At 67.8% G+C, this 25,438-nt stretch carries 24 protein-coding genes and 1 tRNA gene; 13 read left to right on the top strand and 12 right to left on the bottom strand.

Features of this window, described 5'->3' with window-relative positions:
- The first annotated feature begins 191 nt into the window (after positions 1–191).
- The 7 genes from argB to AC0KUR_RS17340 all read left to right on the top strand — a co-directional run bounded on the left by argB (position 192) and on the right by AC0KUR_RS17340 (position 7,083).
- Complete coding sequence (gene argB, locus AC0KUR_RS17310; RefSeq protein ID WP_034190249.1) at positions 192–1,091, top strand: acetylglutamate kinase; 900 nt, start codon at positions 192–194, stop codon at positions 1,089–1,091.
- Positions 1,088–1,879 carry an HAD-IA family hydrolase gene (locus tag AC0KUR_RS17315; RefSeq protein WP_034190248.1) on the top strand — a complete coding sequence of 264 codons (792 nt, stop codon included), beginning with the start codon at positions 1,088–1,090 and terminating at the stop codon, positions 1,877–1,879. Before argB ends, AC0KUR_RS17315 begins: the two co-directional genes overlap by 4 nt.
- Entirely contained in the window at positions 1,846–2,508 is a 663-nt protein-coding gene (slmA, locus tag AC0KUR_RS17320; protein WP_034190247.1) for a nucleoid occlusion factor SlmA, read from the top strand. Before AC0KUR_RS17315 ends, slmA begins: the two co-directional genes overlap by 34 nt.
- 267 nt (positions 2,509–2,775) lie before the next feature.
- A complete protein-coding gene (gene metX, locus AC0KUR_RS17325) occupies positions 2,776–3,921 on the top strand; it encodes a homoserine O-succinyltransferase MetX (RefSeq protein WP_034190246.1) in 1,146 nt (381 codons plus the stop codon).
- Positions 3,918–4,526 carry a methionine biosynthesis protein MetW gene (gene metW / locus AC0KUR_RS17330; protein ID WP_034179337.1) on the top strand — a complete coding sequence of 203 codons (609 nt, stop codon included), beginning with the start codon at positions 3,918–3,920 and terminating at the stop codon, positions 4,524–4,526. Before metX ends, metW begins: the two co-directional genes overlap by 4 nt.
- Positions 4,527–4,619: 93 nt before the next feature.
- Positions 4,620–6,041 (top strand): AmpG family muropeptide MFS transporter, encoded by a 1,422-nt coding sequence (locus AC0KUR_RS17335; RefSeq protein ID WP_059561492.1) that lies wholly within the window; start codon positions 4,620–4,622, stop codon positions 6,039–6,041.
- Complete coding sequence (locus AC0KUR_RS17340) at positions 6,031–7,083, top strand: M48 family metallopeptidase (protein WP_473376217.1); 1,053 nt, start codon at positions 6,031–6,033, stop codon at positions 7,081–7,083. Before AC0KUR_RS17335 ends, AC0KUR_RS17340 begins: the two co-directional genes overlap by 11 nt.
- A 9-nt stretch (positions 7,084–7,092) precedes the next feature.
- On the opposite strand, the gene AC0KUR_RS17345 is transcribed toward AC0KUR_RS17340, so the two are convergent.
- The gene (locus AC0KUR_RS17345) at positions 7,093–8,037 is read right to left on the bottom strand and encodes an AraC family transcriptional regulator (protein ID WP_034190243.1); all 945 of its coding nucleotides are present in this window, start codon (positions 8,035–8,037) and stop codon (positions 7,093–7,095) included.
- 227 nt (positions 8,038–8,264) lie between these two features.
- Here AC0KUR_RS17345 and AC0KUR_RS17350 point away from each other — a divergent pair, with 227 nt between their 5' ends.
- A complete protein-coding gene (locus AC0KUR_RS17350) occupies positions 8,265–9,317 on the top strand; it encodes an NAD(P)-dependent alcohol dehydrogenase (protein WP_034190242.1) in 1,053 nt (350 codons plus the stop codon).
- Positions 9,318–9,403: 86 nt separating this feature from the next.
- Here the strand turns inward: AC0KUR_RS17350 and AC0KUR_RS17355 are convergent, their stop codons facing one another.
- The 5 genes from AC0KUR_RS17355 to gatC all read right to left on the bottom strand — a co-directional run bounded on the left by AC0KUR_RS17355 (position 9,404) and on the right by gatC (position 14,515).
- Positions 9,404–10,177 carry an exodeoxyribonuclease III gene (locus AC0KUR_RS17355; RefSeq protein WP_034190241.1) on the bottom strand — a complete coding sequence of 258 codons (774 nt, stop codon included), beginning with the start codon at positions 10,175–10,177 and terminating at the stop codon, positions 9,404–9,406.
- Positions 10,178–10,218: 41 nt separating this feature from the next.
- On the bottom strand, positions 10,219–11,058 hold the full coding sequence (locus tag AC0KUR_RS17360; protein WP_034190240.1) for a polyphosphate kinase 2 family protein: 840 nt from the start codon (positions 11,056–11,058) through the stop codon (positions 10,219–10,221).
- A 118-nt stretch (positions 11,059–11,176) separates the two neighbouring features.
- Positions 11,177–12,652 (bottom strand): Asp-tRNA(Asn)/Glu-tRNA(Gln) amidotransferase subunit GatB, encoded by a 1,476-nt coding sequence (gene gatB / locus AC0KUR_RS17365; protein WP_034190239.1) that lies wholly within the window; start codon positions 12,650–12,652, stop codon positions 11,177–11,179.
- A gap of 3 nt (positions 12,653–12,655) precedes the next feature.
- The gene (gatA, locus tag AC0KUR_RS17370) at positions 12,656–14,146 is read right to left on the bottom strand and encodes an Asp-tRNA(Asn)/Glu-tRNA(Gln) amidotransferase subunit GatA (protein ID WP_034190238.1); all 1,491 of its coding nucleotides are present in this window, start codon (positions 14,144–14,146) and stop codon (positions 12,656–12,658) included.
- A gap of 69 nt (positions 14,147–14,215) precedes the next feature.
- Complete coding sequence (gatC, locus tag AC0KUR_RS17375) at positions 14,216–14,515, bottom strand: Asp-tRNA(Asn)/Glu-tRNA(Gln) amidotransferase subunit GatC (protein WP_034190237.1); 300 nt, start codon at positions 14,513–14,515, stop codon at positions 14,216–14,218.
- A gap of 367 nt (positions 14,516–14,882) precedes the next feature.
- Here gatC and AC0KUR_RS17380 point away from each other — a divergent pair, with 367 nt between their 5' ends.
- The 5 genes from AC0KUR_RS17380 (at position 14,883) to rodA (ending at position 21,156) form a co-directional block, all read left to right on the top strand.
- Positions 14,883–15,926, top strand: a complete 1,044-nt coding sequence (locus AC0KUR_RS17380) for a rod shape-determining protein (RefSeq protein WP_004189550.1) — start codon at positions 14,883–14,885, stop codon at positions 15,924–15,926.
- A gap of 125 nt (positions 15,927–16,051) precedes the next feature.
- Complete coding sequence (gene mreC / locus AC0KUR_RS17385) at positions 16,052–17,110, top strand: rod shape-determining protein MreC (RefSeq protein ID WP_473376218.1); 1,059 nt, start codon at positions 16,052–16,054, stop codon at positions 17,108–17,110.
- Complete coding sequence (gene mreD, locus AC0KUR_RS17390) at positions 17,107–17,619, top strand: rod shape-determining protein MreD (RefSeq protein ID WP_006482567.1); 513 nt, start codon at positions 17,107–17,109, stop codon at positions 17,617–17,619. Before mreC ends, mreD begins: the two co-directional genes overlap by 4 nt.
- Positions 17,620–17,713: 94 nt before the next feature.
- Complete coding sequence (gene mrdA / locus AC0KUR_RS17395; RefSeq protein ID WP_034190235.1) at positions 17,714–19,996, top strand: penicillin-binding protein 2; 2,283 nt, start codon at positions 17,714–17,716, stop codon at positions 19,994–19,996.
- Between the two features lie 11 nt (positions 19,997–20,007).
- Entirely contained in the window at positions 20,008–21,156 is a 1,149-nt protein-coding gene (gene rodA, locus AC0KUR_RS17400; RefSeq protein WP_049028978.1) for a rod shape-determining protein RodA, read from the top strand.
- A gap of 82 nt (positions 21,157–21,238) precedes the next feature.
- Here rodA and AC0KUR_RS17405 read toward each other — a convergent pair whose 3' ends face one another.
- The 6 genes from AC0KUR_RS17405 to AC0KUR_RS17430 all read right to left on the bottom strand — a co-directional run bounded on the left by AC0KUR_RS17405 (position 21,239) and on the right by AC0KUR_RS17430 (position 25,430).
- A complete protein-coding gene (locus AC0KUR_RS17405; protein WP_034190233.1) occupies positions 21,239–21,991 on the bottom strand; it encodes a tetratricopeptide repeat protein in 753 nt (250 codons plus the stop codon).
- Positions 21,988–22,773: an HpcH/HpaI aldolase family protein gene (locus AC0KUR_RS17410; RefSeq protein WP_034190232.1), complete on the bottom strand. Its 786-nt coding sequence runs from the start codon at positions 22,771–22,773 to the stop codon at positions 21,988–21,990. The genes AC0KUR_RS17405 and AC0KUR_RS17410 overlap by 4 nt, the downstream gene beginning before the upstream one ends.
- A gap of 317 nt (positions 22,774–23,090) precedes the next feature.
- A complete protein-coding gene (queD, locus tag AC0KUR_RS17415) occupies positions 23,091–23,543 on the bottom strand; it encodes a 6-carboxytetrahydropterin synthase QueD (protein WP_006482561.1) in 453 nt (150 codons plus the stop codon).
- Between the two features lie 18 nt (positions 23,544–23,561).
- Positions 23,562–24,194, bottom strand: coding sequence for a 7-carboxy-7-deazaguanine synthase (gene queE / locus AC0KUR_RS17420; RefSeq protein ID WP_226229444.1), 633 nt, complete (start codon positions 24,192–24,194; stop codon positions 23,562–23,564).
- A 75-nt stretch (positions 24,195–24,269) separates the two neighbouring features.
- Positions 24,270–25,004 (bottom strand): 7-cyano-7-deazaguanine synthase QueC, encoded by a 735-nt coding sequence (gene queC / locus AC0KUR_RS17425; protein ID WP_059561481.1) that lies wholly within the window; start codon positions 25,002–25,004, stop codon positions 24,270–24,272.
- A 350-nt stretch (positions 25,005–25,354) separates the two neighbouring features.
- Positions 25,355–25,430, bottom strand: a tRNA-Phe gene (locus tag AC0KUR_RS17430).
- Between the last annotated feature and the right edge of the window lie 8 nt (positions 25,431–25,438).

A 25,438-nucleotide genomic window follows, 5' to 3' on the forward strand; every position in this document is an offset into this window, starting at 1 on the left:
GGCGCGCATCGCCCTGCCGCGACCGCGCGCGCCCGGCCGCCGGAATCGCGCCGCGCCATAGCCGGCGGGCCGCCGCACGCCGTGCCGCCTCGCGCCGCCGGCATTCCGGGCCGCCCAAAAACCCGATGCTGCGCTGCGCCACTCCTGTACAATTCGCCGTGTTTCAACCGTTCCCAGCCAGAGCCGCCGCCATGTCCGAGCCCATCGACCTCTCGCAGATCGCCCCGACGCTGAAAGCAGAAATCCTCGCCGAGGCGCTGCCGTACATCCGCCGTTACCACGGCAAGACCGTGGTCATCAAATACGGCGGCAACGCGATGACGGAAGAGCGGCTCAAGCAGGGCTTCGCGCGCGACGTGATCCTGCTGAAACTGGTCGGCATCAACCCGGTGATCGTCCACGGCGGCGGTCCGCAGATCGATCACGCGCTGAAGAAGATCGGCAAGGCCGGCACCTTCATCCAGGGCATGCGCGTCACCGACGAAGAGACGATGGAAGTCGTCGAGTGGGTGCTGGGCGGCGAAGTGCAGCAGGACATCGTGATGCTGATCAACCACTTCGGCGGTCACGCGGTGGGCCTGACGGGCAAGGACGGCGGCCTGATCCACGCGCGCAAGCTGCTGATGCCGGACCGCGACAACCCGGGCGAGTACATCGACATCGGCCAGGTCGGCGAAGTCGAGGCGATCAACCCGGCGGTCGTGAAGGCGCTGCAGGACGACGCGTTCATTCCGGTGATCTCGCCGATCGGCTTCGGCGAAGACGGCCTCTCGTACAACATCAACGCCGACCTCGTCGCCGGCAAGCTCGCGACCGTGCTGAACGCCGAGAAGCTGCTGATGATGACCAACATCCCCGGCGTGATGGACAAGGACGGCAACCTGCTGACCGATCTGTCCGCCCGCGAGATCGACGCGCTGTTCGAGGACGGCACGATCTCCGGCGGCATGCTGCCGAAGATCTCGTCGGCGCTCGACGCGGCGAAGAGCGGCGTGAAGTCGGTACACATCGTCGACGGCCGGATCGAGCATTCGGTGCTGCTGGAAATCCTGACCGAGCAGCCGTTCGGCACGATGATCCGCTCGCATTGAGCGCACGCCGCCAGTCGCCCGGCCCCGACCTGCCGGCCCCGCTGCGGCGCCGGCGCATCTCGCGCAGCCGGCCGCGCGCCGGCGCGCCCGTCTGGCTGTTCGACCTCGACAACACGCTGCACCACGCGTCGCACGCGATCTTTCCCGAGATCAACCGTGCGATGACGCAGTACATCGTCGACACGCTGCAGGTCGAGCGCGCCGAAGCCGACCGCCTGCGCACCGGCTACACCGAGCGCTACGGCGCCGCGCTGCTCGGCCTCACGCGCCATCACCCGATCGACCCGCACGACTTCCTGCGCGTGGTCCACACGTTTTCCGACCTGCCCGCGATGGTCCGCGCCGAGCGCGGCCTCGCGCGCATCGTCGCCGCGCTGCCGGGCCGCAAGCTGATCCTGACCAACGCGCCGGAAAACTATGCGCGCGCGGTTCTGCGCGAGCTGCGCATCGAGCGGCTGTTCGAGCGCGTGATCGCGATCGAGCACATGCGCGACCGCCGCACGTGGCGCGCGAAGCCCGATCACACGATGCTGCGCCGGACGCTGCGCGCCGCGCATGCTCGCCTGTCCGACGCGATCCTCGTCGAGGATACGCGCGGCCACCTGAAGCGCTACAAGCGTCTCGGCATCGGCACGGTATGGATCACCGGCCACCTGCCGGGCCATCTGCCCGTTACCGGGCGTCCCCACTATGTCGACCAGCGCATTCGTTCGCTAAAATCGCTCCGACTGGGCACACGATCGGGGCGACAAAAATGCAGCCGACTTACCCGCAGGACCAAGCCGTAACCGAAAGCCAGGCTACCCCCTCGCGCCCGCGCCCCAAGCCGGGCGAGCGCCGCGTCATGATCCTGCAGATGCTCGCGACGATGCTCGAGGCGCCGAAACCCGAGAAGATCACGACCGCCGCGCTCGCGGCCCGGCTCGACGTGTCGGAAGCCGCGCTGTACCGGCACTTCGCCAGCAAGGCGAAGATGTACGAAGGGCTGATCGAGTTCATCGAGCAGGCGCTGTTCGGGCTCGTCAACCAGATCGTCGCGAAGGAACCGAACGGCGTGCTGCAGGCCCGAACGATCGCGCTGACGATGCTCAATTTCGCCGCGAAGAACCCCGGGATGACGCGCGTGCTGACCGGCGAGGCGCTGGTCGGCGAGGACGAGCGGCTGACCGAGCGCGTGAACCAGCTGCTCGACCGCATCGAGGCGACCGTCAAGCAATGCCTGCGCGTCGCGCGCACCGAGGCGCAGGCGCCCGACGGCGCGACGCCCTTCGTGCTGCCGGCCGACTACGATCCCGCCGCCCGCGCGAGCCTGCTCGTCAGCTACGTGATCGGCCGCTGGCACCGCTTCGCGAAAGGCGGATTCCACAAGCCGCCGGGCGAGCAGGCCGATGCGCATCTGCGGCTGATCCTGCAGTGACCGGCGCCCGGCGGCACGCCGCGCCATGCGTGCCGGAATCCGCGCCGCGCAATTTCCGCTATACTTTGCCGACTGTCGCTCCTCGGGCGGCAGGTCGGAGCGCGCCGATTTGCTGACTCGATTGCGGGCGCGCGAACCGGCCGGGCGTTGACGATGTCTCCGTCCCGGCGGTTCACTACAAATGCGGCTAAAGAGGTCGTCAGCCGCGCATCTCCGACTCCGCGCCTCGCCGACACCATTTAGCCGCCCAGTCATAAGGCGGAACGAATGGAATCGATCGGCATCGTCGCTCCACAGACCATGCACTTCGCCGAACCGCTGCGCTTGCAAAGCGGCAGCGTGATCGGCAACTATCAGCTCGTCGTCGAGACGTACGGCGAGCTCAACGCCGCGCGCTCGAACGCGGTGCTCGTCTGCCACGCGCTCAACGCGTCGCACCACGTCGCCGGCGTCTACGCGGACGATCCGCGCAGCACCGGCTGGTGGGACAACATGGTCGGCCCCGGCAAGCCGCTCGACACCAACCGCTTCTTCGTGATCGGCGTGAACAACCTCGGCTCGTGTTTCGGCTCGACCGGCCCGATGAGCATCGATCCGTCGACCGGCAAGCCGTACGGTGCAAAGTTCCCGGTGGTGACCGTCGAGGACTGGGTGCATGCGCAGGCGCGCGTCGCCGACGCGTTCGGCATCGAGCGCTTCGCCGCGGTGATGGGCGGCAGCCTCGGCGGCATGCAGGCGCTCGCGTGGAGCCTGATGTATCCGGAGCGCGTCGCGCACTGCATCGACGTCGCGTCGACGCCGAAGCTGTCCGCGCAGAACATCGCGTTCAACGAGGTCGCGCGCTCGGCGATCCTGTCCGATCCCGACTTCCACGGCGGCGACTACTACGCGCACGGCGTGAAACCGAAGCGCGGCCTGCGCGTCGCGCGGATGATCGGCCACATCACGTACCTGTCCGACGACGACATGGCCGAGAAATTCGGCCGCGCGCTGCGCCGCGCCGACGGCGCGCTCGACGCGTACAACTTCAGCTTCGACGTCGAATTCGAGGTCGAGTCGTACCTGCGCTACCAGGGCGACAAGTTCGCCGACTACTTCGACGCGAACACGTACCTGCTGATCACGCGCGCGCTCGACTACTTCGACCCGGCGAAGGCGTTCGACGGCAACCTGACGGCCGCGCTCGCGCACACGCAGGCGAAGTACCTGATCGCGAGCTTCTCGACCGACTGGCGCTTCGCGCCCGCGCGCTCGCGCGAGATCGTGAAGGCGCTGCTCGACAACAAGCGCACGGTCAGCTACGCGGAAATCGATGCGCCGCACGGTCACGACGCGTTCCTGCTCGACGACGCGCGCTATCACAACCTGATCCGCGCGTATTACGAACGAATCGCCAACGAGGTGGGTGCATGAACCAGCAAGCGCTGAATTCCCTGTCCGCGCGCGCGGATTTCCGCACGATCGCGCGCTGGGTCGAGCCGCGCTCGACCGTCCTCGACCTCGGCTGCGGCGACGGCTCGCTGCTGGCGCTGCTGATGGAGGAACTGGACGTCACCGGCTACGGCATCGAGCTGAACGACGCGGGCGTGCTCGCGAGCGCGAAGAACGGCATCAACGTGATCCAGCAGAATCTCGAGGACGGCCTGCGGCTGTTCGAGGACCACAGCTTCGACATCGCGATCCTGTCGCAAACGCTGCAGACGATCCACCAGACGGCCGCGATCCTGCGCGAAACGGCGCGCGTCGGCCGCGAGTGCATCGTGTCGTTCCCGAACTTCGGCTACTGGCCGCACCGGCTGTCGGTGCTGCACGGCCGCATGCCCGTGTCGAAATCGCTGCCGTACCAGTGGCACAACACGCCGAACGTGCGGGTGCTGACGATCAAGGATTTCGAGGCGCTCGCGCCCGAAGTCGGCGTCACGATCCTCGACCGCGTCGTGCTGCACGAAGGCCAGCCGATTCGATGGGGAGCGAACTGGCGTGGTAGTCTTGCTGTCTACCGCGTCAAGCGCAGCTGAGCCGGGGGGCCGTTGACGGACGCCGGGCCCGGCCCGCGCCGCCCCCGCCGCGCGCTGCCGCCGCAATCAGTCAACGCTACCCAGTTCCAGTCCATGTCGAAAACGCCACACGAGGCGCCCGCACTCACCGCTCACGAGGATCACCCCGGCTGGCGAGCCTATCTGAACACGCACATGCTGATCTGCGTGTTCCTCGGCTTCACGTCAGGCCTGCCCCTCTTCACGCTCGTCTACCTGGTGCAGGCATGGCTGCGCTCCGAGGGCGTGAACCTGAAGGAAATCGGCCTGTTCGCGCTGATCCAGTTCCCGTATACGTGGAAGTTCCTGTGGGCGCCGCTGATGGACCGCTACATCCCGCGCCTGCCCGGCTGGCGGCCGGGCCGCCGGCGCGGCTGGATGCTGCTCACGCAGGTGCTGGTCGCCGGCGCGATCGCCGCGCTCGGCTTCGTGTCGCCGCGCGACTCGATCTGGACGGTCGCCGCGCTCACGACGCTCGTCGCGTTCTTCGGCGCGAGCTCCGACATCGTGATCGACGCGTACCGCCGCGAGCTGCTGCGCGACACCGAGCAGGGCCTCGGCAACGCGGTGCACGTGAACGCGTACAAGCTCGCCGCGCTGATCCCCGGCTCGCTGGCGCTGATCCTGTCCGACCACATGCCGTGGGACGCGGTGTTCGCGCTCACCGGCGCGTTCATGCTGCCGGGCATCCTGATGACGCTGCTCGTGCGCGAGCCCGAAGTGGTCGGCACGCCGCCGCGCAACCTGCGCGACGCGATCGTGCTGCCGTTCCGCGAATTCATCCAGCGCGACGGCTGGGCCGGCGCGCTGCTCGTCATCGCGTTCATCTTCCTGTTCAAGATCGGCGACACGATGGCCACCACGCTGTCGACGTCGTTCTTCCTCGACATCGGCTTCTCGCGCACCGAGATCGGCATCGTCGCGAAGACCACCGCGCTCGTCGCGAGCGTCGCCGGCGGCATCATCGGCGGCATCTGGCTCGTGAAGATCGGCATCGGTCGCGGGCTGTGGATCTTCGGCGCGCTGCAGATGGTGTCGACGCTCGGCTTCGCGTGGCTCGCGCAGCTCGGCCCCGGCTCGCCGGTGCTCGCGATGCTGTACGACTTCACCGTCTCGACGAGCCATGCGATCGCATCGGCGCTGTCGGTATTCGGCATCGCCGTCGCGCCGCAATTCAGCCCGATGACGGTCGCGCTCGCGATCGTCTACGGGTTCGAAACCTTCACGACGGGCCTGACGATGGCCGCGTTCGTCGCCTATATCGCGAGCACGACCGACCCGCGCTACACGGCCACGCAGTTCGCGCTGTTCACGAGCCTCGCGTCGGTGCCGCGCACGCTCGCGTCGGCCGCGAGCGGCTTCATCGTCGCGAAGATCGGCTGGTTCGACTACTTCATCGTGTGTACCGCGCTCGCGATTCCCGGCATGCTGCTGCTGTTCAAGATCGCGCCGTGGAACGGTACCGCCCGCAACGGCGAGGCCAGCCGTGCGCAGTGACCGCCTGCACCGCGTCGCGCGCGCGGCGGCCTCGCTGAGCATCGGCGCCGCGGCACTTGCGGCGTCGTTCGCGCACGCATCCGACGCCGCCGCGACCGCGGCGGGCTCCGGGCCTGCCGCACCGCCCGCGCCGGCGACTTCCGCCGCGCCCGCGGCACCGTCCGCCGCCGAAGCCGCGCAGCCGACGGGCGCCGCCGCGCCGGCGAAGGCGTATGCGCAAACGCCTCAGCAGCAGGTCCGCTACGGCAACGCGATCGCGTTCCGCACGCTGATCCCGTCGCCACTGCTCGAACAGCTCACCGCGAACGAATATGCGCAGATCGTGCAGACGGCCGCCGACAGCAACCGGCTGCTGCCCGCGAACCAGCCGCGCGTGAAACGCCTGCGCGCGATCGTCGCGAAGCTCGCGCCGTATTCGGTGAAGTGGAACGACCGCGTGAAGAGCTGGGCCTGGGACGTCAACGCGATCCGCTCGCGCGACATCCGCCTGACCTGCCTGCCGGGCGGCAAGGTGCTCGTGTACGGCGGCATGCTCGACCGCATCCGCCTGAACGACGACGAGCTCGGCGTGCTGCTCGCGCACGGCATCGCGCACGCGCTGCGCGAACACGCGCGCAGCAACTTCAGCGCGACGTCGCAGACGTCGCTGCGGGCGGCCGCGCTGCCGCCGCTGTTCGACGTCGGCGATCCGCTGCCGCAGGCGCTGAATCTCGGCGAGCGCCTGCAGTCGCTTCACTACGAGCCGACCGACGAGACCGAAGCCGACGTGATCGGCGGCGACATCGCCGCACGCGCGGGCTTCGATCCGCGCGCCGCGATCACGCTGTGGGACAAGCTCGCGGTCGCGACGCGCGCGAACAAGGCGACGGGCTTCATCTACACGCACCCATACAGCACCGCGCGACGCCAGGACCTGCTGAACCGGCTGCCCGACCTGATTCCGCTGTATGCGAAGGCGATCGGCAAGCGGGTCGACGCGCTGCCCGACTATGCGGGCATCAGCGCGCAACGGCGCAAGGTCGTCCGGCGCGCCGCCGGGTAACGCCGGACGCTACGCGTCCACCCCGGTCGCGACCGGGCGGACCCCGCTTTCACGCATCCAGCGCACCTCGTCACCGGGGCTGCGGCCGAACAGCCGCTTGAACTCGCGGCTGAACTGCGACGCGCTCGCATAACCGACGCGCGCGGCCGCCGTGCCGGCGCCCATCCCGTCCTGCACCATCATCAGCCGCGCCTGGTGCAGCCGCGCGGCCTTCACGTACTGCATCGGCGACGTCGCCGTCACGTGCTTGAACTGCGCGTGGAACACCGCGAGGCTCATTCCGGCCTCGCGCGCGAGCGTCTCGACGTCGAGGTCGGCGTTCAGTTCCGCATGGATGCGCCGCAGCGCCTTCGCGATACGGCCGAAGTGATGCTGCTGCACGAGCGCCGCGCGCATCGCGTCGCCCTGCTCGCCCGTCAGCACGCGATAGGCGATCTCGCGCATGATCGCGGGCCCCAGCACGCGCGTGTCGTGCGGCGATGCAAGCGCTTCGAGCAGCCGCACGACCGCGTCGGCCAGCGGCGCGTCGAGCGGCGTCGAATAGACGCCGAGCGGTTCGCTGACGGCCGCGCCGAGCGTCTCGTCGAGCAAGATCGCGAGCTCGGCGATCACCGCGAGGTCGACGCGGATCGAGATCGCGAGAAACGGCTCGTCCATGCTCGCGAAGGTCTCGCATTCGAACGGCAGCGGCACCGACAGCACCAGGTACTGCTGCGCGTCGTAGACGAACGAGCGGTCGCCGAGATAGCCGAGCTTGCGCCCCTGGCACACGACGATGATGCTCGGTTCGTACAGCACGGGCAGGCGCGGCACGGGACGGCTCACGCGGATCAGGCGCACGCCGTCGAGCGCCGCGAGCGTATCGCCCTCGTTCGGCGCGAGATGCGTGTGCAGCTCGATCATGCGGCGCTGCACGCGGTCGCCCGCGTCGGCCAAAAGGGGTTGGAAGCTCATCGGCGTGGTCCTGCGCGGCAAGAGAATCTGGCTTGCAATGTAGCAGCCTGCACGCGTTTTGACGGCTGTTCGCGTGCAGTTCAAGAGGAATAGGCAAATCTTCGAGACCTTCGTGTATTTCGCCGGCGCGCCGCGATCCTTACGATGACGTCCTGCCTCGCCGCATCGCCACATGATGCGACGGCAGTCTGTTTCGCCGGATCCGTTCCGGACAAGGAGCCCATCGCATGAGCACTACCTATGCCTACGCGGCGACCGATTCGCAGTCGCCGCTCGCCCCGTTCGAATTCCAGCGTCGCGCGCTGCGCGACCTCGACGTCCAGATCGACGTCCTCTACTGCGGCGTCTGCCACTCGGACCTGCACCAGGCGCGCAACGAATGGCGCAACACGATCTACCCGGTCGTGCCGGGTCATGAGATCGTCGGCCGCGTGACGGCGACCGGCCCGCAGGTCTCGCGCTTCAAGGTCGGCGAGCTGGTCGGCGTCGGCTGCCTCGTCGATTCGTGCCGCACCTGCCCGAGCTGCGCCGAAGGGCTCGAGCAGTATTGCGAGAACGGCTTCGTCGGCACCTACAACGGCCAGGATCGCGTGACGGGCGACGTCACGTACGGCGGCTATTCGACGCAACTCGTCGTCGACGAGGCGTTCGTGCTGCGCGTGCCGGACACGCTCGACCCGGCCGGCGCCGCGCCGCTCCTGTGCGCGGGGATCACGACCTACTCGCCGCTGCGGCAGTGGAACGTCGGCCCCGGCAAGAAGGTCGGCATCGTCGGGCTCGGCGGCCTCGGCCACATGGGCGTGAAGCTGGCGCGCGCGATGGGCGCGCACGTCGTGCTGTTCACGACGTCGCCGTCGAAGATCGAGGACGGCAAGCGCGTCGGCGCGCACGAAGTCGTGATCTCGAAGGACGAAGCGCAGATGAACGCGCACCTGAACAGCTTCGACTTCATCCTGAACACGGTCGCCGCGCAGCACGACCTGAACCCGTTCCTGCACCTGCTGAAGCGCGACGGCACGATGACGCTCGTCGGCGCGCCGGAACACGATCACCCGTCGCCGCAGGTGTTCAACCTGATCTTCAAGCGCCGCCGCCTCGCGGGCTCGCTGATCGGCGGGATCGCGGAAACGCAGGAAATGCTCGACTTCTGCGCGCAGCACGGGATCACGTCGGATATCGAGACGATTCCGATGCAGCAGATCAATGCCGCTTACGAGCGGATGCTGAAGAGCGACGTGAAGTACCGCTTCGTGATCGACATGGCGTCGATCAAGCAGTAAACCCCGCCTCAAACGAAACGGGCCGCATGTTCGACATGCGGCCCGTTTCGCATTCGGCGACTGCGCACGCGGCGCAGCGCCGGCAATCACTTCGCGTAGTCGTAGTCGATCGTCAGCGGCGCGTGATCGCTGAACTTGATGTCCTTGAAGATCGACGTGCGTTTCGCGGTACCGGCCACGCCCGGCGTCGCGATCTGGTAGTCGATCCGCCACCCGACGTTCTTCGCGTACGCCTGGCCGCGATTGCTCCACCACGTGTACTGCTCGGGACGCGGGTCGAGCGTGCGGAACACGTCGACATAACCGACGTCGTCGAACAGCTTCGTGAGCCATTCACGCTCTTCCGGCAGGCAGCCCGAGTTCTTCTGGTTGCTCTTCCAGTTCTTGATGTCGATTTCCTTGTGGACGATGTTCACGTCGCCGCACAGGATCACCTCGCGCTTCTTCTTGAGCTGCGCGAGGTGCGGCATGAATTCGTCCATGAAGCGGTACTTCGCCTGCTGGCGCTCCTCGCCGCTCGAACCGGACGGCACGTACACCGACACGACCGACAGCTTGCCGTAGCGCGCCTCGACGTAGCGCCCTTCGGCATCGAATTCGCTGCTGCCAAAGCCGATGATCACGTCATCGGGTTCGCGGCGACTGTACACGCCCGCGCCGCTGTAGCCCTTCTTCTCGGCGTGGTGGAAATAGCTCTTGAAGCCGTGCGGCTCGACGAATTCGGCCGGCAGGTCGTCGGCCGATACCTTGATTTCCTGCACGCACACGCAATCGGCGTTCTGTTCGCCGAGCCAGTCGAAGAAGCCCTTCTTCGCGGCGGAGCGGATGCCGTTCAGGTTGGCGGTAATCACTCGCATCATGTCGGGTTCCGTTCAGTTCGATGTTTTTACAGGGTGGCAGCTTAACGGATCTTCACGCCTTCGAGCTCGGGCTTCGGCGGCGGGAATTCCAGCTTCATGTCGGTCATCGTGCGCAGCAGCAGCTCGGCGATCATCACGTTGCGGTGCGTCTTCGAGTTCGCGGGGATCACGTACCACGGCGCATGCTCGACCGACGTCGCGGCGAGCGCGTCGCGGTACGCGGACTGGTAGGCGTCCCAATGCTTGCGCGCATCGAGATCGGCGATGTCGAACTTCCAGTGCTTGGTCGGATCGTCGATGCGCGCCTGCAGCCGCGCGCGCTGCTCGTCCTTCGAGATGTGCAGGAAGCACTTGACGATCGTCGTGCCGTTTTCGTGCAGCATCGTCTCGAAATCGCGGATCTGCCGGTAGCGGCGCTCGCACTCCTTCGCGTCGATCGCGTCGAGCACGCGCGGCACCAGCACGTCTTCGTAGTGGCTGCGGTTGAAGATCGCGAGCTCGCCCGCGGCCGGCACCTGCGCGTGCACGCGCCACAGGAAATCGTGCGCGGCCTCGATCGGCGTGGGCGCCTTGAACGACACGACGCGCAGGCCGAGCGGGTCGACCTCGCGGAACACCGCGCGCACGGTGCCGTCCTTGCCGCTGGTGTCCATCCCCTGCAGCACGAGCAGCACACGCTTCTTCTGCTGCGTGTGCAGGCGCTCCTGCTGGACGTCGAGCTCGGTCGACACGGCCGACAGCCGTTCGCGGTCGGCGTCCTTCGAGCCGGACGAAAACGGCTTCGCGGCCGGGTCGAACGCATCGAGCTTGAATGCGGCGGCTTCCTTCTCGCGCGTGAATTCAGGCACGCGGAAATCGTCGAGAGACGGTTGTTTCGCCATTCGTTCCTCCGTTGGACGGTGTGGCGCATACGATAACGCATCCGCCAAACGCAACGGGCCGCCCCGAACTGGTTCGAGGCGGCCCGTCGTCAAGCGCGGTTCAGGCGCGCGGTCATGCTCAGCCGAGCTTCTTCTTCAGCAGTTCGTTGACCTGCTGCGGATTGGCCTTGCCCTTGGTCGCCTTCATCGCCTGGCCGATCAGCGCGTTGAACGCCTTTTCCTTGCCCGCGCGGAATTCCTCGACCGACTTCGCGTTCGCCGCGAGCACGTCGTCGATGATCGCTTCCAGCGCGCCGGTGTCGGAGATCTGCTTGAGCCCCTTCGCATCGATGATGCGGTCGGCCGCACCTTCGTCGGTCGCCTTCTCGTCCCAGATCGTCGCGAAGATTTCCTTCGCGATCTTGTTCGAGATCGTGCCGTCGGCGATGCGCTGCAGCAACAGCGCGAGCTGCGCGGCCGACACGGGGATCGCGTCGATCTCGATGCCGTCGCGGTTCAGCTGCGACGACACGTCGCCCATCAGCCAGTTCGCGACGGTCTTCGCGTTCGCCGCGCCGGCCTTCGCGACCACCGACTCGAAATACGCGGCCATCGCCTTGCTCGACGTCAGCACGCCCGCGTCGTACGCGGACACGCCGTACTCGTCGGCGAAGCGCTGCTGCATCGCGGCCGGCAGCTCGGGCATCCCGGACTGCACGCGCTCGATCCAGTCCTGGCCGATCACGAGCGGCATCAGGTCGGGGTCGGGGAAGTAGCGGTAGTCGTGCGCGTCTTCCTTGCTGCGCATCGAACGCGTCTCGCGCTTGTCCGGATCGTAGAGGCGCGTTTCCTGCACGACCTCGCCGCCGTCCTCGATCAGCTCGATCTGGCGACGCACTTCATAGTTGATCGCTTCCTCGAGGAACCGGAACGAGTTCAGGTTCTTGATTTCCGCGCGCGTGCCGAACTTCTCCTGGCCGACCGGGCGTACCGACACGTTCGCATCGCAGCGGAACGAGCCTTCCTGCATGTTGCCGTCGCAGATGCCGAGCCACACGACGAGCCCGTGCAGCGCCTTCGCGTACGCGACGGCCTCGGCCGCGCTGCGCATTTCCGGCTCGGTGACGATCTCGAGCAGCGGCGTGCCCGCGCGGTTCAGGTCGATCCCCGTCATCCCGGCGAAGTCCTCATGCAGCGACTTGCCCGCATCTTCCTCGAGATGCGCACGGGTCAGGTTGACCGTCTTCTCGTAGGCCGGCTTGCCGGCCTTCTCGTTGGCGGGCACCTGGATCGTGATCCGGCCGCCCTGCACGACCGGAATCTCGTACTGGCTGATCTGATAACCCTTCGGCAGATCGGGGTAGAAATAATTCTTGCGCGCGAAGATGCTGCGCGGCGCGATGGTCGAGCCGATCGCGAGGCCGAAGCGGATCGCCCGCTCGACCGCACCGCGGTTCAGCACCGGCAGCACGCCCGGCAGCGCCAGGTCGACCGGGCAGGCCTGCGTGTTCGGCTCGGCGCCGAACTGCGTCGACGCGCCCGAGAAAATCTTCGAGACGGTCGACAGTTGCGCGTGCGTCTCGAGACCGATGACGACTTCCCATTGAGTAGCCATTGCTTACACCCCTGCCGGAACTTGCTTGTGCCAGTCGGTCGCGCGCTGGAACGCGTCGGCGACCTGCAGCATCCGGGCTTCGTTGAAATAGTTGCCGATGATCTGCAGGCCGACCGGGCGCTTCGCGTTCGCGCCCGCGCCGAAGCCGCACGGCACGCTCATGCCGGGAAGACCGGCGAGGCTCACCGACAGCGTGTAGATGTCCGCGAGATACATCTGCACCGGATCGTCGCCCTTCGCGCCGAGATCCCATGCGACCGTCGGCGACGCCGGGCCCATGATCACGTCGCAGGTCTTGAACGCTTCCTGGAAATCGTTCGCGATGATGCGGCGGATCTTCTGCGCCTGCAGGTAGTACGCGTCGTAGTAGCCGTGCGACAGCACGTACGTGCCGACCAGGATGCGGCGCTTCACCTCGGGGCCGAAGCCTTCGGCACGCGACTTCTTGTACATGTCGAGCAGGTCGCCGTACTGCGCGGCACGATGGCCGAAACGCACGCCGTCGAAACGCGACAGGTTCGACGACGCTTCCGCCGGCGCGATCACGTAGTACACGGGGATCGACAGTTCCGTCTTCGGCAGCGACACCGGCACGAGCGTCGCGCCGAGCGCCTCATACTGCTTCAGCGCCGCGTCGATCGCCGCGCGCACGTCGTCGGCGAGGCCGTCGCCGAAATACTCGTTCGGCAGGCCGATACGCAGGCCCGCGAGCGGCTTGCCCGCATCGTTGCCGGCCGCCCACGGCTGGCCGAGGTGGCGCGTGAAATCCTCGTCGTCGCGCTCGAGGCTCGTCGAGTCGCGCTCGTCGAAGCCGGCCATCCCGTTCAGCAGCAGCGCGCAGTCGGACGCGCTCTGCGCCATCGGGCCGCCCTGGTCGAGCGACGACGCGAACGCGATCATCCCGTAGCGCGACACGCGGCCGTAGGTCGGCTTGATGCCCGTCACGCCCGCGAACGACGCGGGCTGGCGGATCGAGCCGCCGGTGTCGGTGCCGGTTGCCGCCGGCGCGAGGCGCGCGGCGACGGCGGCCGAGCTGCCGCCCGAGCTGCCGCCCGGCACGGCGTTCGTGTCCCACGGGTTCTTCACCGCGCCGAACGCGGAATTCTCGTTCGACGAGCCCATCGCGAACTCGTCCATGTTGGTCTTGCCGAGCGTGACCATGCCGGCCGCCTGCAGGCGGGCGACGACGGTCGCGTCGAACGGGCTCTCGTAGTTCGCGAGCATCTTCGAGCCGGCGGTCGAGCGCCAGCCGCGCGTGACGAAGACGTCCTTGTGCGCGATCGGCAGGCCGGTGAGCGCGCCGCCCGCGCCGCGCGCGAGTTCCGCGTCGGCGGCTTTCGCCTGCGCGAGGGTCAGGTCGGCGTCGACCTGGACGAACGCGTTCAGGTCGCGTGCGGCGTCGATCCGCTTCAGGTAGAGCTGCGCGAGCTCGACGGCCGAGCACTCCTTGGCGGCGAGCGCGGCGCGCAGTTCGGTGAGGCTTTTTGCGTGCATTGAGTGGTTTTCCTGGGAATTCTGGGTGGCGCGCGGCGCAGGGCGGCCGGCGCGCTTGTCATCGAATGCTTACTCGATCACCTTCGGCACGAGGTAGAGGCCGTCCTGGACGGCCGGCGCCGGACGCTGGTTGTCGTCGCGATTGACGACTTCCGTCACGGCGTCGTCGCGCAGGCGCTGCGCGACTTGCTGGATCTGTTCGATCGGGTGGGCGAGCGGCGCGATGCCGGCGGTGTCGACCGCCTGCATCTGCTCGACGAGCCCGAAGAATTCATTGAGCTGGCCGAGCATGTGCTCGGCGTCGGCGTCGGCCATTTCGAGTCGCGCGAGGTGCGCGATGCGTTTCACATCGGTCAGGGTCAGGGCCATGCGATCACCGGAAAAACAAGGCTGCGCAGCGCATCGAAAGCAGCGCTGCGGCGGGGGGTTGGAGGGTGCGATCCCACCCTCAAAAATCGGGGCCGAAGCGGCAAAAATACCGCCCGTTTCGATTCAAATACCGTGAAATTATAAGGTATCATTACGCGTTCGACCCAAACCCGGCAGCCTTTTCCCGCACCGTTTCGCCCCGCTTCGGCAAGCCGTGCGTGCTTCGTGCGATCCCCGGTAGACATCACTCGCAGCTTCGTGCGCCGCGGCGGCCGCTTCCGCCACGCTTCCCGAGGCTGTTATTTTTTCCGCTGCCGCCCTCAGCGTCCGCTAAGCAGGGCCGGCCCAGAGCGAAACAGGATTCTGAATGTTCGGTTTTTTGCGCAGCTACTTCTCCAACGATCTTGCGATCGACCTCGGCACCGCAAACACCCTGATCTACATGCGCGGCAAGGGCATCGTCCTCGATGAGCCGTCCGTCGTGTCGATCCGCCAGGAAGGCGGCCCCAACGGCAAGAAGACGATCCAGGCGGTCGGCAAGGAAGCCAAGCAGATGCTCGGCAAGGTGCCGGGCAACATCGAGGCGATCCGCCCGATGAAGGACGGCGTGATCGCCGACTTCACCGTCACCGAGCAGATGATCAAGCAGTTCATCAAGACCGCTCATGAATCGCGCATGTTCTCGCCGTCGCCGCGCATCATCATCTGCGTGCCGTGCGGCTCGACCCAGGTCGAGCGCCGCGCGATCAAGGAAGCCGCGCACGGCGCCGGCGCATCGCAGGTCTACCTGATCGAGGAGCCGATGGCGGCCGCGATCGGCGCGGGCCTGCCGGTGTCGGAAGCCACCGGCTCGATGGTCGTCGACATCGGCGGCGGCACGACCGAAGTCGGCGTGATCTCGCTCGGCGGCATCGTGTACAAGGGTTCGGTGCGCGTCGGCGGCGACAAGTTCGACGAGGCGATCGTCAACTACATCCGCCGCAACTACGGGATGCTGATCGGCGAACAGACCGCCGAGGCGATCAAGAAGGAAATCGGCTCCGCGTTCCCGGGCTCCGAAGTCAAGGAAATGGAAGTGAAGGGCCGCAACCTGTCGGAAGGCATTCCGCGCAGCTTCACGATCTCGAGCAACGAAATCCTCGAGGCGCTGACCGATCCGCTGAACCAGATCGTGTCGTCGGTGAAGATCGCGCTCGAGCAGACGCCGCCGGAACTCGGCGCCGACATCGCCGAACGCGGGATGATGCTGACGGGCGGCGGCGCGCTGCTGCGCGACCTCGATCGCCTGCTCGCGGAAGAAACCGGCCTGCCGGTGCTCGTCGCCGAAGATCCGCTCACCTGCGTCGTGCGCGGTTCGGGCATGGCGCTCGAGCGCATGGACAAGCTGGGCAGCATCTTCTCGTACGAGTGATCGTCTAGGCAGTTCCCTGACATGACGCACCCGCGGCGTGGCCGGATCGCTCGTTCAGAACGAACCGCCGCGCCGTTTGCGCGTCTGAGCATCATTTAACCGATCACACGCGCCCGGCGCCGACCATGGAATACAGTCCGCCGCCCCTCTTCAAGCAAGGTCCGCCCGCGCTCGCGCGGCTCATCTTCTTCGTTGCCCTCGCCATCGCGCTCCTCGTGTCGGACGCGCGCTTCAGCACGCTCGAAATCGTGCGCGGCGTGCTCGGCACCGTGCTCTATCCGCTGCAGCGCGCGGCACTCGTGCCGCGCGACCTGTTCATGGGCGCGGCCGACATCGCCGTCACCGGCGCGTCGCTGCGCCACGAGAACGACGATCTGCGCAAACGCAACCTGCAGTTGTCCACGCAGGCCAACCAGGCCGCCGTGCTCACGCAGGAAAACGCGCACCTGCGCGCGGTGCTCGAGCTGCGCCAGCACATCGCGACGCAATCGACGCCGGTCGAGATCCAGTACGACACGAGCGATCCGTTCACGCAGAAGATCGTGATCGGACAAGGCTCGCAACAGGGCATCCAGAACGGCTCGCCCGTCGTCAGCGAGGACGGCGTGATCGGCCAGGTCACGCGCGTGTTCCCGCTGCAGGCCGAAGTCACGCTGGTCACCGACCGCGATCTCGCGATTCCCGTGCAGGTGCTGCGCACCGGCCTGCGCAGCGTGATCTACGGCACGCCGAAGGGCGATTCGCTCGACCTGCGCTTCGTGCCGACGAGCGCGGATCTCGTCGCCGGCGACGAACTCGTCACGAGCGGCCTCGACGGCGTCTATCCGCCCGGCCTGCCGGTCGCGAAGGTCGCGCGCGTCGACAAGCTCGCCGATACCGCATTCGCACGCGTGACCTGCGCGCCGATCGCCGCCGTGCGCGGCGCGCGCCAGATGCTCGTGCTGCATTACCAGAACGACATCCCGCCGCGCCCGGCCGAGCCCGATCCGGCCGCCGACAAGAACGCGAAGGGCAAGAAGGGCGCGAAAGCCGCCGCGAAGGGCGAGAAGGCCGACGCGAACGCGAAGCCGGCCGCCGCGACCCCGCCGGCCGCGAAGCCTGCACCGGCGGCGCCCGCCGCTCCGGCCAAGCCGGCCGCCGCGCCCGCGAAGCCCGCGGCCGGGCAACCAGGAGCCCAGCGATGAACCGCCCGCAATACATCCTGCAGCCGGTCAATCCGTACTTCATCGTCTTCAGCCTCGCCGCCGCGTTCCTGCTGAACCTGATGCCGTGGGGCCGCCTGCCCGGCGTGCCCGACTTCGTCGCGCTCGTGCTGCTGTTCTGGAACATCCATCAGCCGCGCAAGGTCGGGATGGGCGTCGCGTTCGCGCTCGGCATCCTGATGGACGTGCACGACGCGGGGCTGCTCGGCGAGCACGCGCTCGCCTATACGCTGCTGTCGTACGGCGCGATCACGATCCACCGCCGCGTGCTGTGGATGCCGATCGGCGTGCAGGTGCTGTATGTGACGCCACTGCTCGTCGTCGCGCAGCTCGTGCCGTTCGTGATCCGTCTGCTGATGGGCGCGGCGTTCCCGGGCTGGCGCTATCTCGTCGACGGCTTCGTCGAAGCCGCGCTGTGGCCGATCGCGAGCCACCTGCTGCTGATGCCGCAACGCCGCCCGGTCGATCCGGACGACACGCGCCCCATCTGAGCCGGACCGACCTTGAATACCCGCCGCCCCCACGCCCGTTGCGCCCAGGGGCGGCACCTCGCCCGCCCGCGCGGGCCAGACCGCCCCTAACCGCATGACCGAATTCAACGACACCCAACAGCAGCTCTCGAAGTTCCGCCTGCGCGTCGCGGCGGCGGGCGTGTTCGTGTTCGTCTGCTTCGGGCTGCTCGCGAGCCGCTTCTTCTACCTGCAGTTGATGCAGCACGGCAAATACGCGCTGCAGGCCGAGGAGAACCGCATCTCGGTCGCGCCGATCGTGCCGAACCGCGGGATCATCACCGACCGCAACGGCGTGATCCTCGCGAAGAACTATTCGGCGTACACGCTCGAGATCACGCCGTCGAAGCTCGACGACACGCTCGACAACACGATCGACAAGCTGTCCGAGATCGTCCCGATCGACGCGCGCGACCGCCGCCGCTTCAAGAAGCTGCAGGAAGACTCGAAGAACTTCGAGAGCCTGCCGATCCGCACGCGGCTCACCGACGCGGAAGTCGCGCGTTTCACCGCGCAGCGCTTCCGCTTCCCCGGCGTCGACGTGCGCGCGCGGCTGTTCCGGCAATATCCGCTCGGCATGACGGCCGCGCACGTGATCGGCTACATCGGCCGGATCTCGAAGCGCGACCAGGATCGCATCGACGCGATGAGCGACGACAACGACAGCGACCAGGAAAACTACGATCCGCGCCGCGACGCGAACAACTACAAGGGCACCGACTACATCGGCAAGATCGGCGTCGAGCAGAGCTACGAGACCGAGCTGCACGGGCTGACGGGCTTCGAGGAAGTCGAGGTGACGGCCGGCGGCCGGCCGGTGCGCACGCTGTCGCGCACGCAGGCGACGCCCGGCAACAACCTCGTGCTGTCCCTCGACATCGGGCTGCAGCAGGTCGCCGAGCAGGCGTTCGCCGGCAAGCGCGGCGCGCTCGTCGCGATCGAGCCGAAAACGGGCGACGTGCTCGCGTTCGTGTCGTCGCCGAGCTTCGACCCGAACTCGTTCGTCGACGGCATCGACCAGCAGACCTGGGACGAGCTGAACAACTCGCCGGACAAGCCGCTGCTGAACCGCCCGCTGCACGGCACCTACCCGCCCGGCTCGACCTACAAGCCGTTCATGGCGCTCGCGGGCCTGACGCTCGGCAAGCGCACGCCGGGCTGGGGCTTCCAGGATCCCGGCTACTTCACGTTCGGCGGCCACACGTTCCGCAACGACGTGCGTTCGGGCCAGGGCTGGGTCGACATGAACAAGGCGATCATGGTGTCGAACGACACCTACTTCTACATGCTCGCGCGCGACCTCGGCGTGAACGCGATCGCCAACTTCATGAAGCCGTTCGGCTTCGGCCAGATCACCGGGATCGACATCCAGGGCGAGGCGCGCGGGATCCTGCCGTCGACCGACTGGAAGAAGAAGGCGTTCAAGAAGGCCGCGCAGCAGAAGTGGTTCGACGGCGAAACGATCAGCCTCGGGATCGGCCAGGGCTACAACTCGTTCACGATCCTGCAGCTCGCTCACGCGACCGCGACGCTCGCGAACAACGGCGTCGTGATGAAGCCTCACCTCGTGAAGGAAGTCGAGGATCCGATCACGCGCGCGCGCCACCTGACCGTGCCGAAGGAAAGCGAGGTGATCCCGCTCAAGGCGGCCGACATCGACGTCGTGAAGCGCGGGATGGAGAACGTGATCGAGAACCCGTCCGGCACCGCGTACAAGGTATTCCGCGGCGCGCCGTACCTCGCGGCCGGCAAGACCGGTACCGCGCAGGTGTTCTCGCTGCAGGGCTCGAACTACAAGGGCCACCTGCTCGCCGAGCACCTGCGCGACCACGCGCTGTTCATCGCGTACGCGCCGGTCGACCACCCGCAGATCGCCATCGCGCTGGTCGTCGAGAACGGCGGCTGGGGCGCGCAGGCCGCCGGCCCGATCGCGCGCCGCGTGCTCGACTACTACCTGGTCGAGCGCCAGAACCCGAAGAACGAGGCGGCGGCCGTGGCGGCCGCCGCGTCGGCGACCGAACCCATCAGCGCACCGGTGATCGGCGATGCGACCAAGCCCGCCGCCGTCGCGGCCGGCTTCAAGGCGCTGCCGCAGCCGGTCGTGCCGACCGCGGCCAGCGCGGCGGATGCGGCATCGGCTGCCTCGGCCGCCGCCGCATCGGACGCAGCCGCCAGCGCGGCCCAGCCGGCCGACGCGAGCGCCGCGGCGCCGAGGGCCGCGAGCCTGCCGCCGATCCGGCGCCCGCACCGGCCGCGCCGGCCCGCCAGCGATGCGCAGCCGCTCGCCGCCGCGCCGCGGGACGACAACCACCGTGCGACGGCCCCCGCGAAAGCGGCGGACGCCGGCACCGCTCATTAACGGAGAAAGGCATGCAATTCGACAAGCGCGCCTGGCTCGACAAGATCAAGCAGATGTTCGCGGGCTTCGACCGCCCGCTCGCCCTCATCGTGTTCCTGCTGCTGTGCGTCGGCATCGTCACGCTGTACAGCGCATCGATCGACATGCCGGGCCGCGTCGAGGATCAGCTGCGCAACATCCTGCTGACCTTCGTGCTGATGTGGGTGATCGCCAACATTCCGCCGACCACGCTGATGCGCTTCGCGGTCCCGCTCTATACGTTCGGGGTCGCGCTGCTGGTTGCGGTCGCGCTGTTCGGGATGACCAAGAAGGGCGCGAAGCGCTGGCTGAACGTCGGCGTCGTGATCCAGCCGTCCGAAATCCTCAAGATCGCGACACCGCTGATGCTCGCGTGGTACTACCAGCGCCGCGAGGGCGGGCTGCGCTGGTACGACTTCGTCGCCGCGTTCGGGATCCTGATGGTGCCGGTCGGGCTGATCGCGAAGCAGCCCGACCTCGGCACGGGCCTGCTCGTGTTCGCGGCCGGCTTCTTCGTGATCTACCTTGCCGGCCTGTCGTTCAAGCTGATCGTGCCGGTGCTCGTCGCGGGCGTGATCGCGGTCGGCTCGATCGCGGTGTTCGAGGAGCGCATCTGCCAGCCGGACGTGCAGTGGCCGCTGATGCACGATTACCAGAAGCACCGCGTGTGCACGCTGCTCGACCCGACCTCCGACCCGCTGGGCAAGGGCTTCCACACGATCCAGGCCGTGATCGCGATCGGCTCGGGCGGCGTGCTCGGCAAGGGCTATCTGAAAGGCACGCAGGCGCACCTCGAATTCATTCCGGAAAAGCACACCGACTTCATCTTCGCGGTGTTCTCGGAGGAATGGGGGCTCGTCGGCGGGCTCGTGCTGCTGACGCTGTACATGGCGCTGATCGCGCGCGGGCTCTACATCGCCGCGCAAGGCGCGACGCTGTTCGGCCGCCTGCTCGCGGGCTCGCTCACGCTCGCGTTCTTCGTCTACGCGTTCGTCAACATCGGGATGGTGAGCGGCGTGCTGCCGGTCGTCGGCGTGCCGCTGCCGTTCATGAGTTACGGCGGCACCGCGCTCACGACGCTCGGCATCGCGATCGGGATGATCATGAGCGTCGGGCGGCAGCGGCGGCTGATGAAGAGCTGACCGCGCGGCCTGCGCCGCGGTCGAGGAAAACGGCGCTCCGGGGCGCCGTTTTTCATGGAGCGGACCACAACGCCGCGTGCGCTCATGGCGGCGGCGCGTGCGGCCCGCCCGGCTCCGCCGCTCCGCCCGGTGCCGGCCCCTGCGACTTCAGCCGCGCGCTCAGCTCCTTGAATTTCAGCCCGGCCGTCTCGTCGCCCTGCGCGGCCGCCGCCGCGTAATACGCCCGCGCGATGTTCAGGTTCTGCGCGACGCCGTCGCCGCCGCGCTCGTAGAACGACGCGGTCACGTACTGCGCGGTCGGCTCGCCGGCGTCGGCGGCCTGCTTGTACCACCCGAACGCCTGCCGGTTGTCGCGCGGCGTGCCGCGCCCGTCGAGGAACTGGTTCGCGAGCGACAGCTCGGCCTGCACGTGCCCCTGCTTCGCCGCCCGCAGGAACCAGCGATGCGCTTCGGCCGGGTCGCGCGCGACGAACTCGCCGTCGTCGAACATCCGGCCGTACACGTATTGCGCATGCGACATGTTCGCGTCGGCCGCGCGCTTCAGCCAGCGCAACCCTTCGTCGACGTTCGCGGTCACGCCCTCGCCCGTCAGCAGCATCATCGCGTAGTTGAATTGCGCGAGACGATCGCCGCGCTCGGCCGCGTCGTGGAACTGCACCAGCGCCGCGCGATAGTCGCCGGCGTTGTAGTCCGCGACCGCCGACTGCGTCTCGCGCGACGGATCGGGCTTCGCTTGCGGCGTGCCCTGCGCGGCCGCCGCGATACACAGGGCCCACAGGCCGACCATCACGCCGATCCGCGCGCGCACGCCGCATTCACCGCTGCCGCCGTTCATGACCGTACCTCCTGCAATGCCTGCCGCGTCGCGCGCAACAGCCAGCTCACGTCGGCCGACACCGTGATCATCCGGTAGCCGGCCTCGCGGTACTGGCGCGCGGCCGCCGTGTCGCCGGCGAAGATGCCGACCGCGACGCCGGCCTGCCGGCCGGCCGCCAGCACGCGCGCCATCGCGGTTTCGACGTCCGGGTGGCGGATGTCGCCGAGATGCCCGAGGCTCGCCGCGAGATCGGCCGGGCCGACGAACAGGCAGTCGATGCCCGGCGTCGCCGCGATCCGCTCGACTTCGTCGACACCGCGCGCCGATTCGATCTGCACGATCACCGCGACCTGCGCGTTCGCCGTCTGCACGTAATCGCGGCGCATGCCGAATGCCGCCGCGCGCACCATGCCCGCGACGCCGCGCAGCCCGTCGGGCGAATCGGGCGACGGATAGCGCGTGAGCCGCACCGCGTGCGCGGCTTCGTCGGGCGTCTCGATGCCGGGGAACATCAGCGTGCGCGCGCCGGCGTCGAGCGCGCGCTTCACGAGCCACGGCTCGCGCGCCGGCACCCGCACGACGGGCTCGCTCGGCAGGTGGGCGGCCGCGATCGCGCGCAGCTGCGAGGCCACGTCGCGGCTGTCGTTCGGCGCATGCTCCATGTCGATGCAGAGCCAGTCGTAGCCGGCATGCGCAAGCGCTTCCGCGGCCGACTCGCTGCCGAGCGACAGCCACAGGCCGTACAGCGGATCGTCGCCATCACGCAGGCGTTGTTTGAGGGAATTGGTGAGCGTGCTCATCGATACGGCCTCCTGGACGGAACGGCAATCGAACGGGACAAGCAACAGGCGAGGCGGGACGCAACCCGTCGTGCAGTGCGGCACGGCGGCGGCACCAGGATCGCCCCTGGAATCGTTAGTCGGCGACAGGCAGCCGATCTGACAGCGCATGCCGTACGACGGCGCACGGGCATCGTGTCCGGTGCCACTCGACGATCATAGCGCGCGGTTACGCGGAATGTGGGAACAGGCGGGATGCGGCGCCGGCGCGGGTCGAAGCCGCACGGCACGGTGACGGGCAGCCCGCACCGGCCGGCGCGGGCTGCCGGGAAGGAAAATCAGCGGCCGGGCTGGCGCTCGACGTCGGCCCAGCAGTTCGGCGTTTCGTACAGCCGCACGCGCTCGAGGCGCAGGTTCACGCCGTAGTGCGCGTCGTACACGTTCGCGAGGAGGTCGAACGCGATCGCGGCGAGGTTCTCGACGGTCGGGATCCGGTCGATCACGACGGTCTTGTGGTCGGCCATCTGCTCGAGGAACGAGCGCACGACCTCGTCGCGCGCATAGACCAGGAACGCGTGATCCCACTTGCTGACGAGGTGCTCCATCGCGAGCGCCTTCACGTCGGCGAAATCCATCACCATGCCGCGGTCGGGCGCCCCCTCGGTATCGACGAGATCGCCGCGCAGCGTGATTTCGAGCACGTAGCGATGGCCGTGCAGGTTCCTGCACTGGCTGCGGTGATCGGGGATGCGGTGGCCCGCGTCGAATTCGAGTTTTCGGGTAATCAGCACGATGTCAAAAGCCGGGGCTCAGGGAATGTTCAGATATTTGTGGGTCTGCATCGACAGCCGCCACTGCGGATGACGCTTGCACCAGTCGATCGCGAGTTTCGTATTGAGGTCGCGCGACGGGCCGTCCATCGGCTGGACCAGGAAGTACTCGAAGTCGAGCTTCGCATAGTCGGCCAGCCGCTGGTTGTCCTGCGGGATCACGACCTTCAGCTCGTTGCCCTTCGTGACGACGAGCGGCGCGTCGGCCTTCGGGCTCACGCAGATCCAGTCGATCGATTCGAGCACCGGCAGCGAGCCGTTGGTCTCGATCGCGATCTCGAAGCCGGCCGCGTGCAGCGCGTCGACGAGCGGCTGGTCGAGCTGCAGCATCGGCTCGCCGCCCGTGCAGACGACGAAGCGGTGCGCCTCGCCCTCCGGCCACAGGCCGGCGATCGTCTCGACGAGCGCATCGGCGTCCTTGAACTTGCCGCCGTTCTCGCCGTCGGTGCCGACGAAGTCGGTATCGCAGAAGCGGCACACGGCCTCCGCACGATCCTCTTCGCGGCCCGACCACAGGTTGCAGCCGGCGAACCGGCAGAACACGGCCGGCCGGCCCGCATTCGCGCCCTCGCCCTGCAACGTGTAGAAAATTTCCTTGACCGCGTAAGTCATCGTGCTTCGTCCGGCTCGCGCCGCTCGTTATCGATCAGAATCCGTTATTCATGCGGCGCTGCCGGCGCATCCGCGTCACAGCGGCGCTTCGGTCACCCGCTCGCCCTTCAGGTAAGCCTCGTAGCCGCGCTTGCGCAGCTTGCAGGCCGGGCACTCGCCGCAGCCGAAGCCCCAGTCGTGCAGTTCCGCGCGCTCGCCCACGTAGCACGTGTGCGTCTCGACGCGGATCAGTTCGACGAGCGCTTCGCCGCCGAGCTGCTCGGCCAGTTGCCAGGTCTGCGCCTTGTCGAGCCACATCAGCGGCGTCTCGAGCACCATGCGCGTATCCATCCCGAGATTCAGCGCAACCTGCAGCGCCTTCATCGTGTCGTCGCGGCAGTCGGGATAGCCCGAGAAATCGGTCTCGCACATCCCGCCGACCAGTACGCGCAGCCCGCGGCGATAGGCGATCGCCGCGGCGATCGTCATGAACATCAGGTTGCGGCCCGGCACGAACGTGTTCGGCAGGCCGTTCGCCGTCGTCTCGATCTCGATCGTGCGCGTCATCGCGGTATCGCTGATCGCGCCGAGCACCGACAGGTCGATCATGTGATCGTCGCCGAGCCGGTCCGACCATGCGGGAAAATCGCGCTTCAGCGCTTCGCGCACGCCTTCGCGACATTCGAGCTCGACGATATGGCGCTGGCCGTAATCGAAGCCGAGCGTCTCGACCGTCTGGTAGCGTTCGAGGGCCCATGCCACGCACGTGGCCGAGTCCTGCCCGCCGGAAAACAACACGAGCGCGCCGTCTTTAGCGTCTGTCCGAGTCACCGTGATACTCCGTGAATGTGTAGGCTCGCGTCGCGCTCCGACCCTGGGCCGGCTGCCGCCGGGCGGCCCGACGCGGCCGGCCCGCGCCGGCTCGACCAGTATAGGCAGCGCGGTCGGCCGCGAACGCGGCGGCGCGCTTATACCGTCCATCGCGCAGCATCGTTGCCGCATGCCGCGGCGGCGTGCGCTTCGCAGCCTGCCGTGCGCGTGAAGCGATGCGCTAAGTCATTGAGCGGGCACGGATTTTATCATGCCCCTGCGAATGCTGCCGGCCACGCCGCCCACGACACGCGATACCCACCACAAACGAAAAACCCCAAGAACCTTCCGATTCTTGGGGTTTTAAATGCTGGTGGCCTGGGACGGAATCGAACCATCGACACGCGGATTTTCAATCCGCTGCTCTACCAACTGAGCTACCGGGCCAACGAAGA

It is taken from the genome of Burkholderia sp. YHN3-13 (assembly GCF_055810675.1).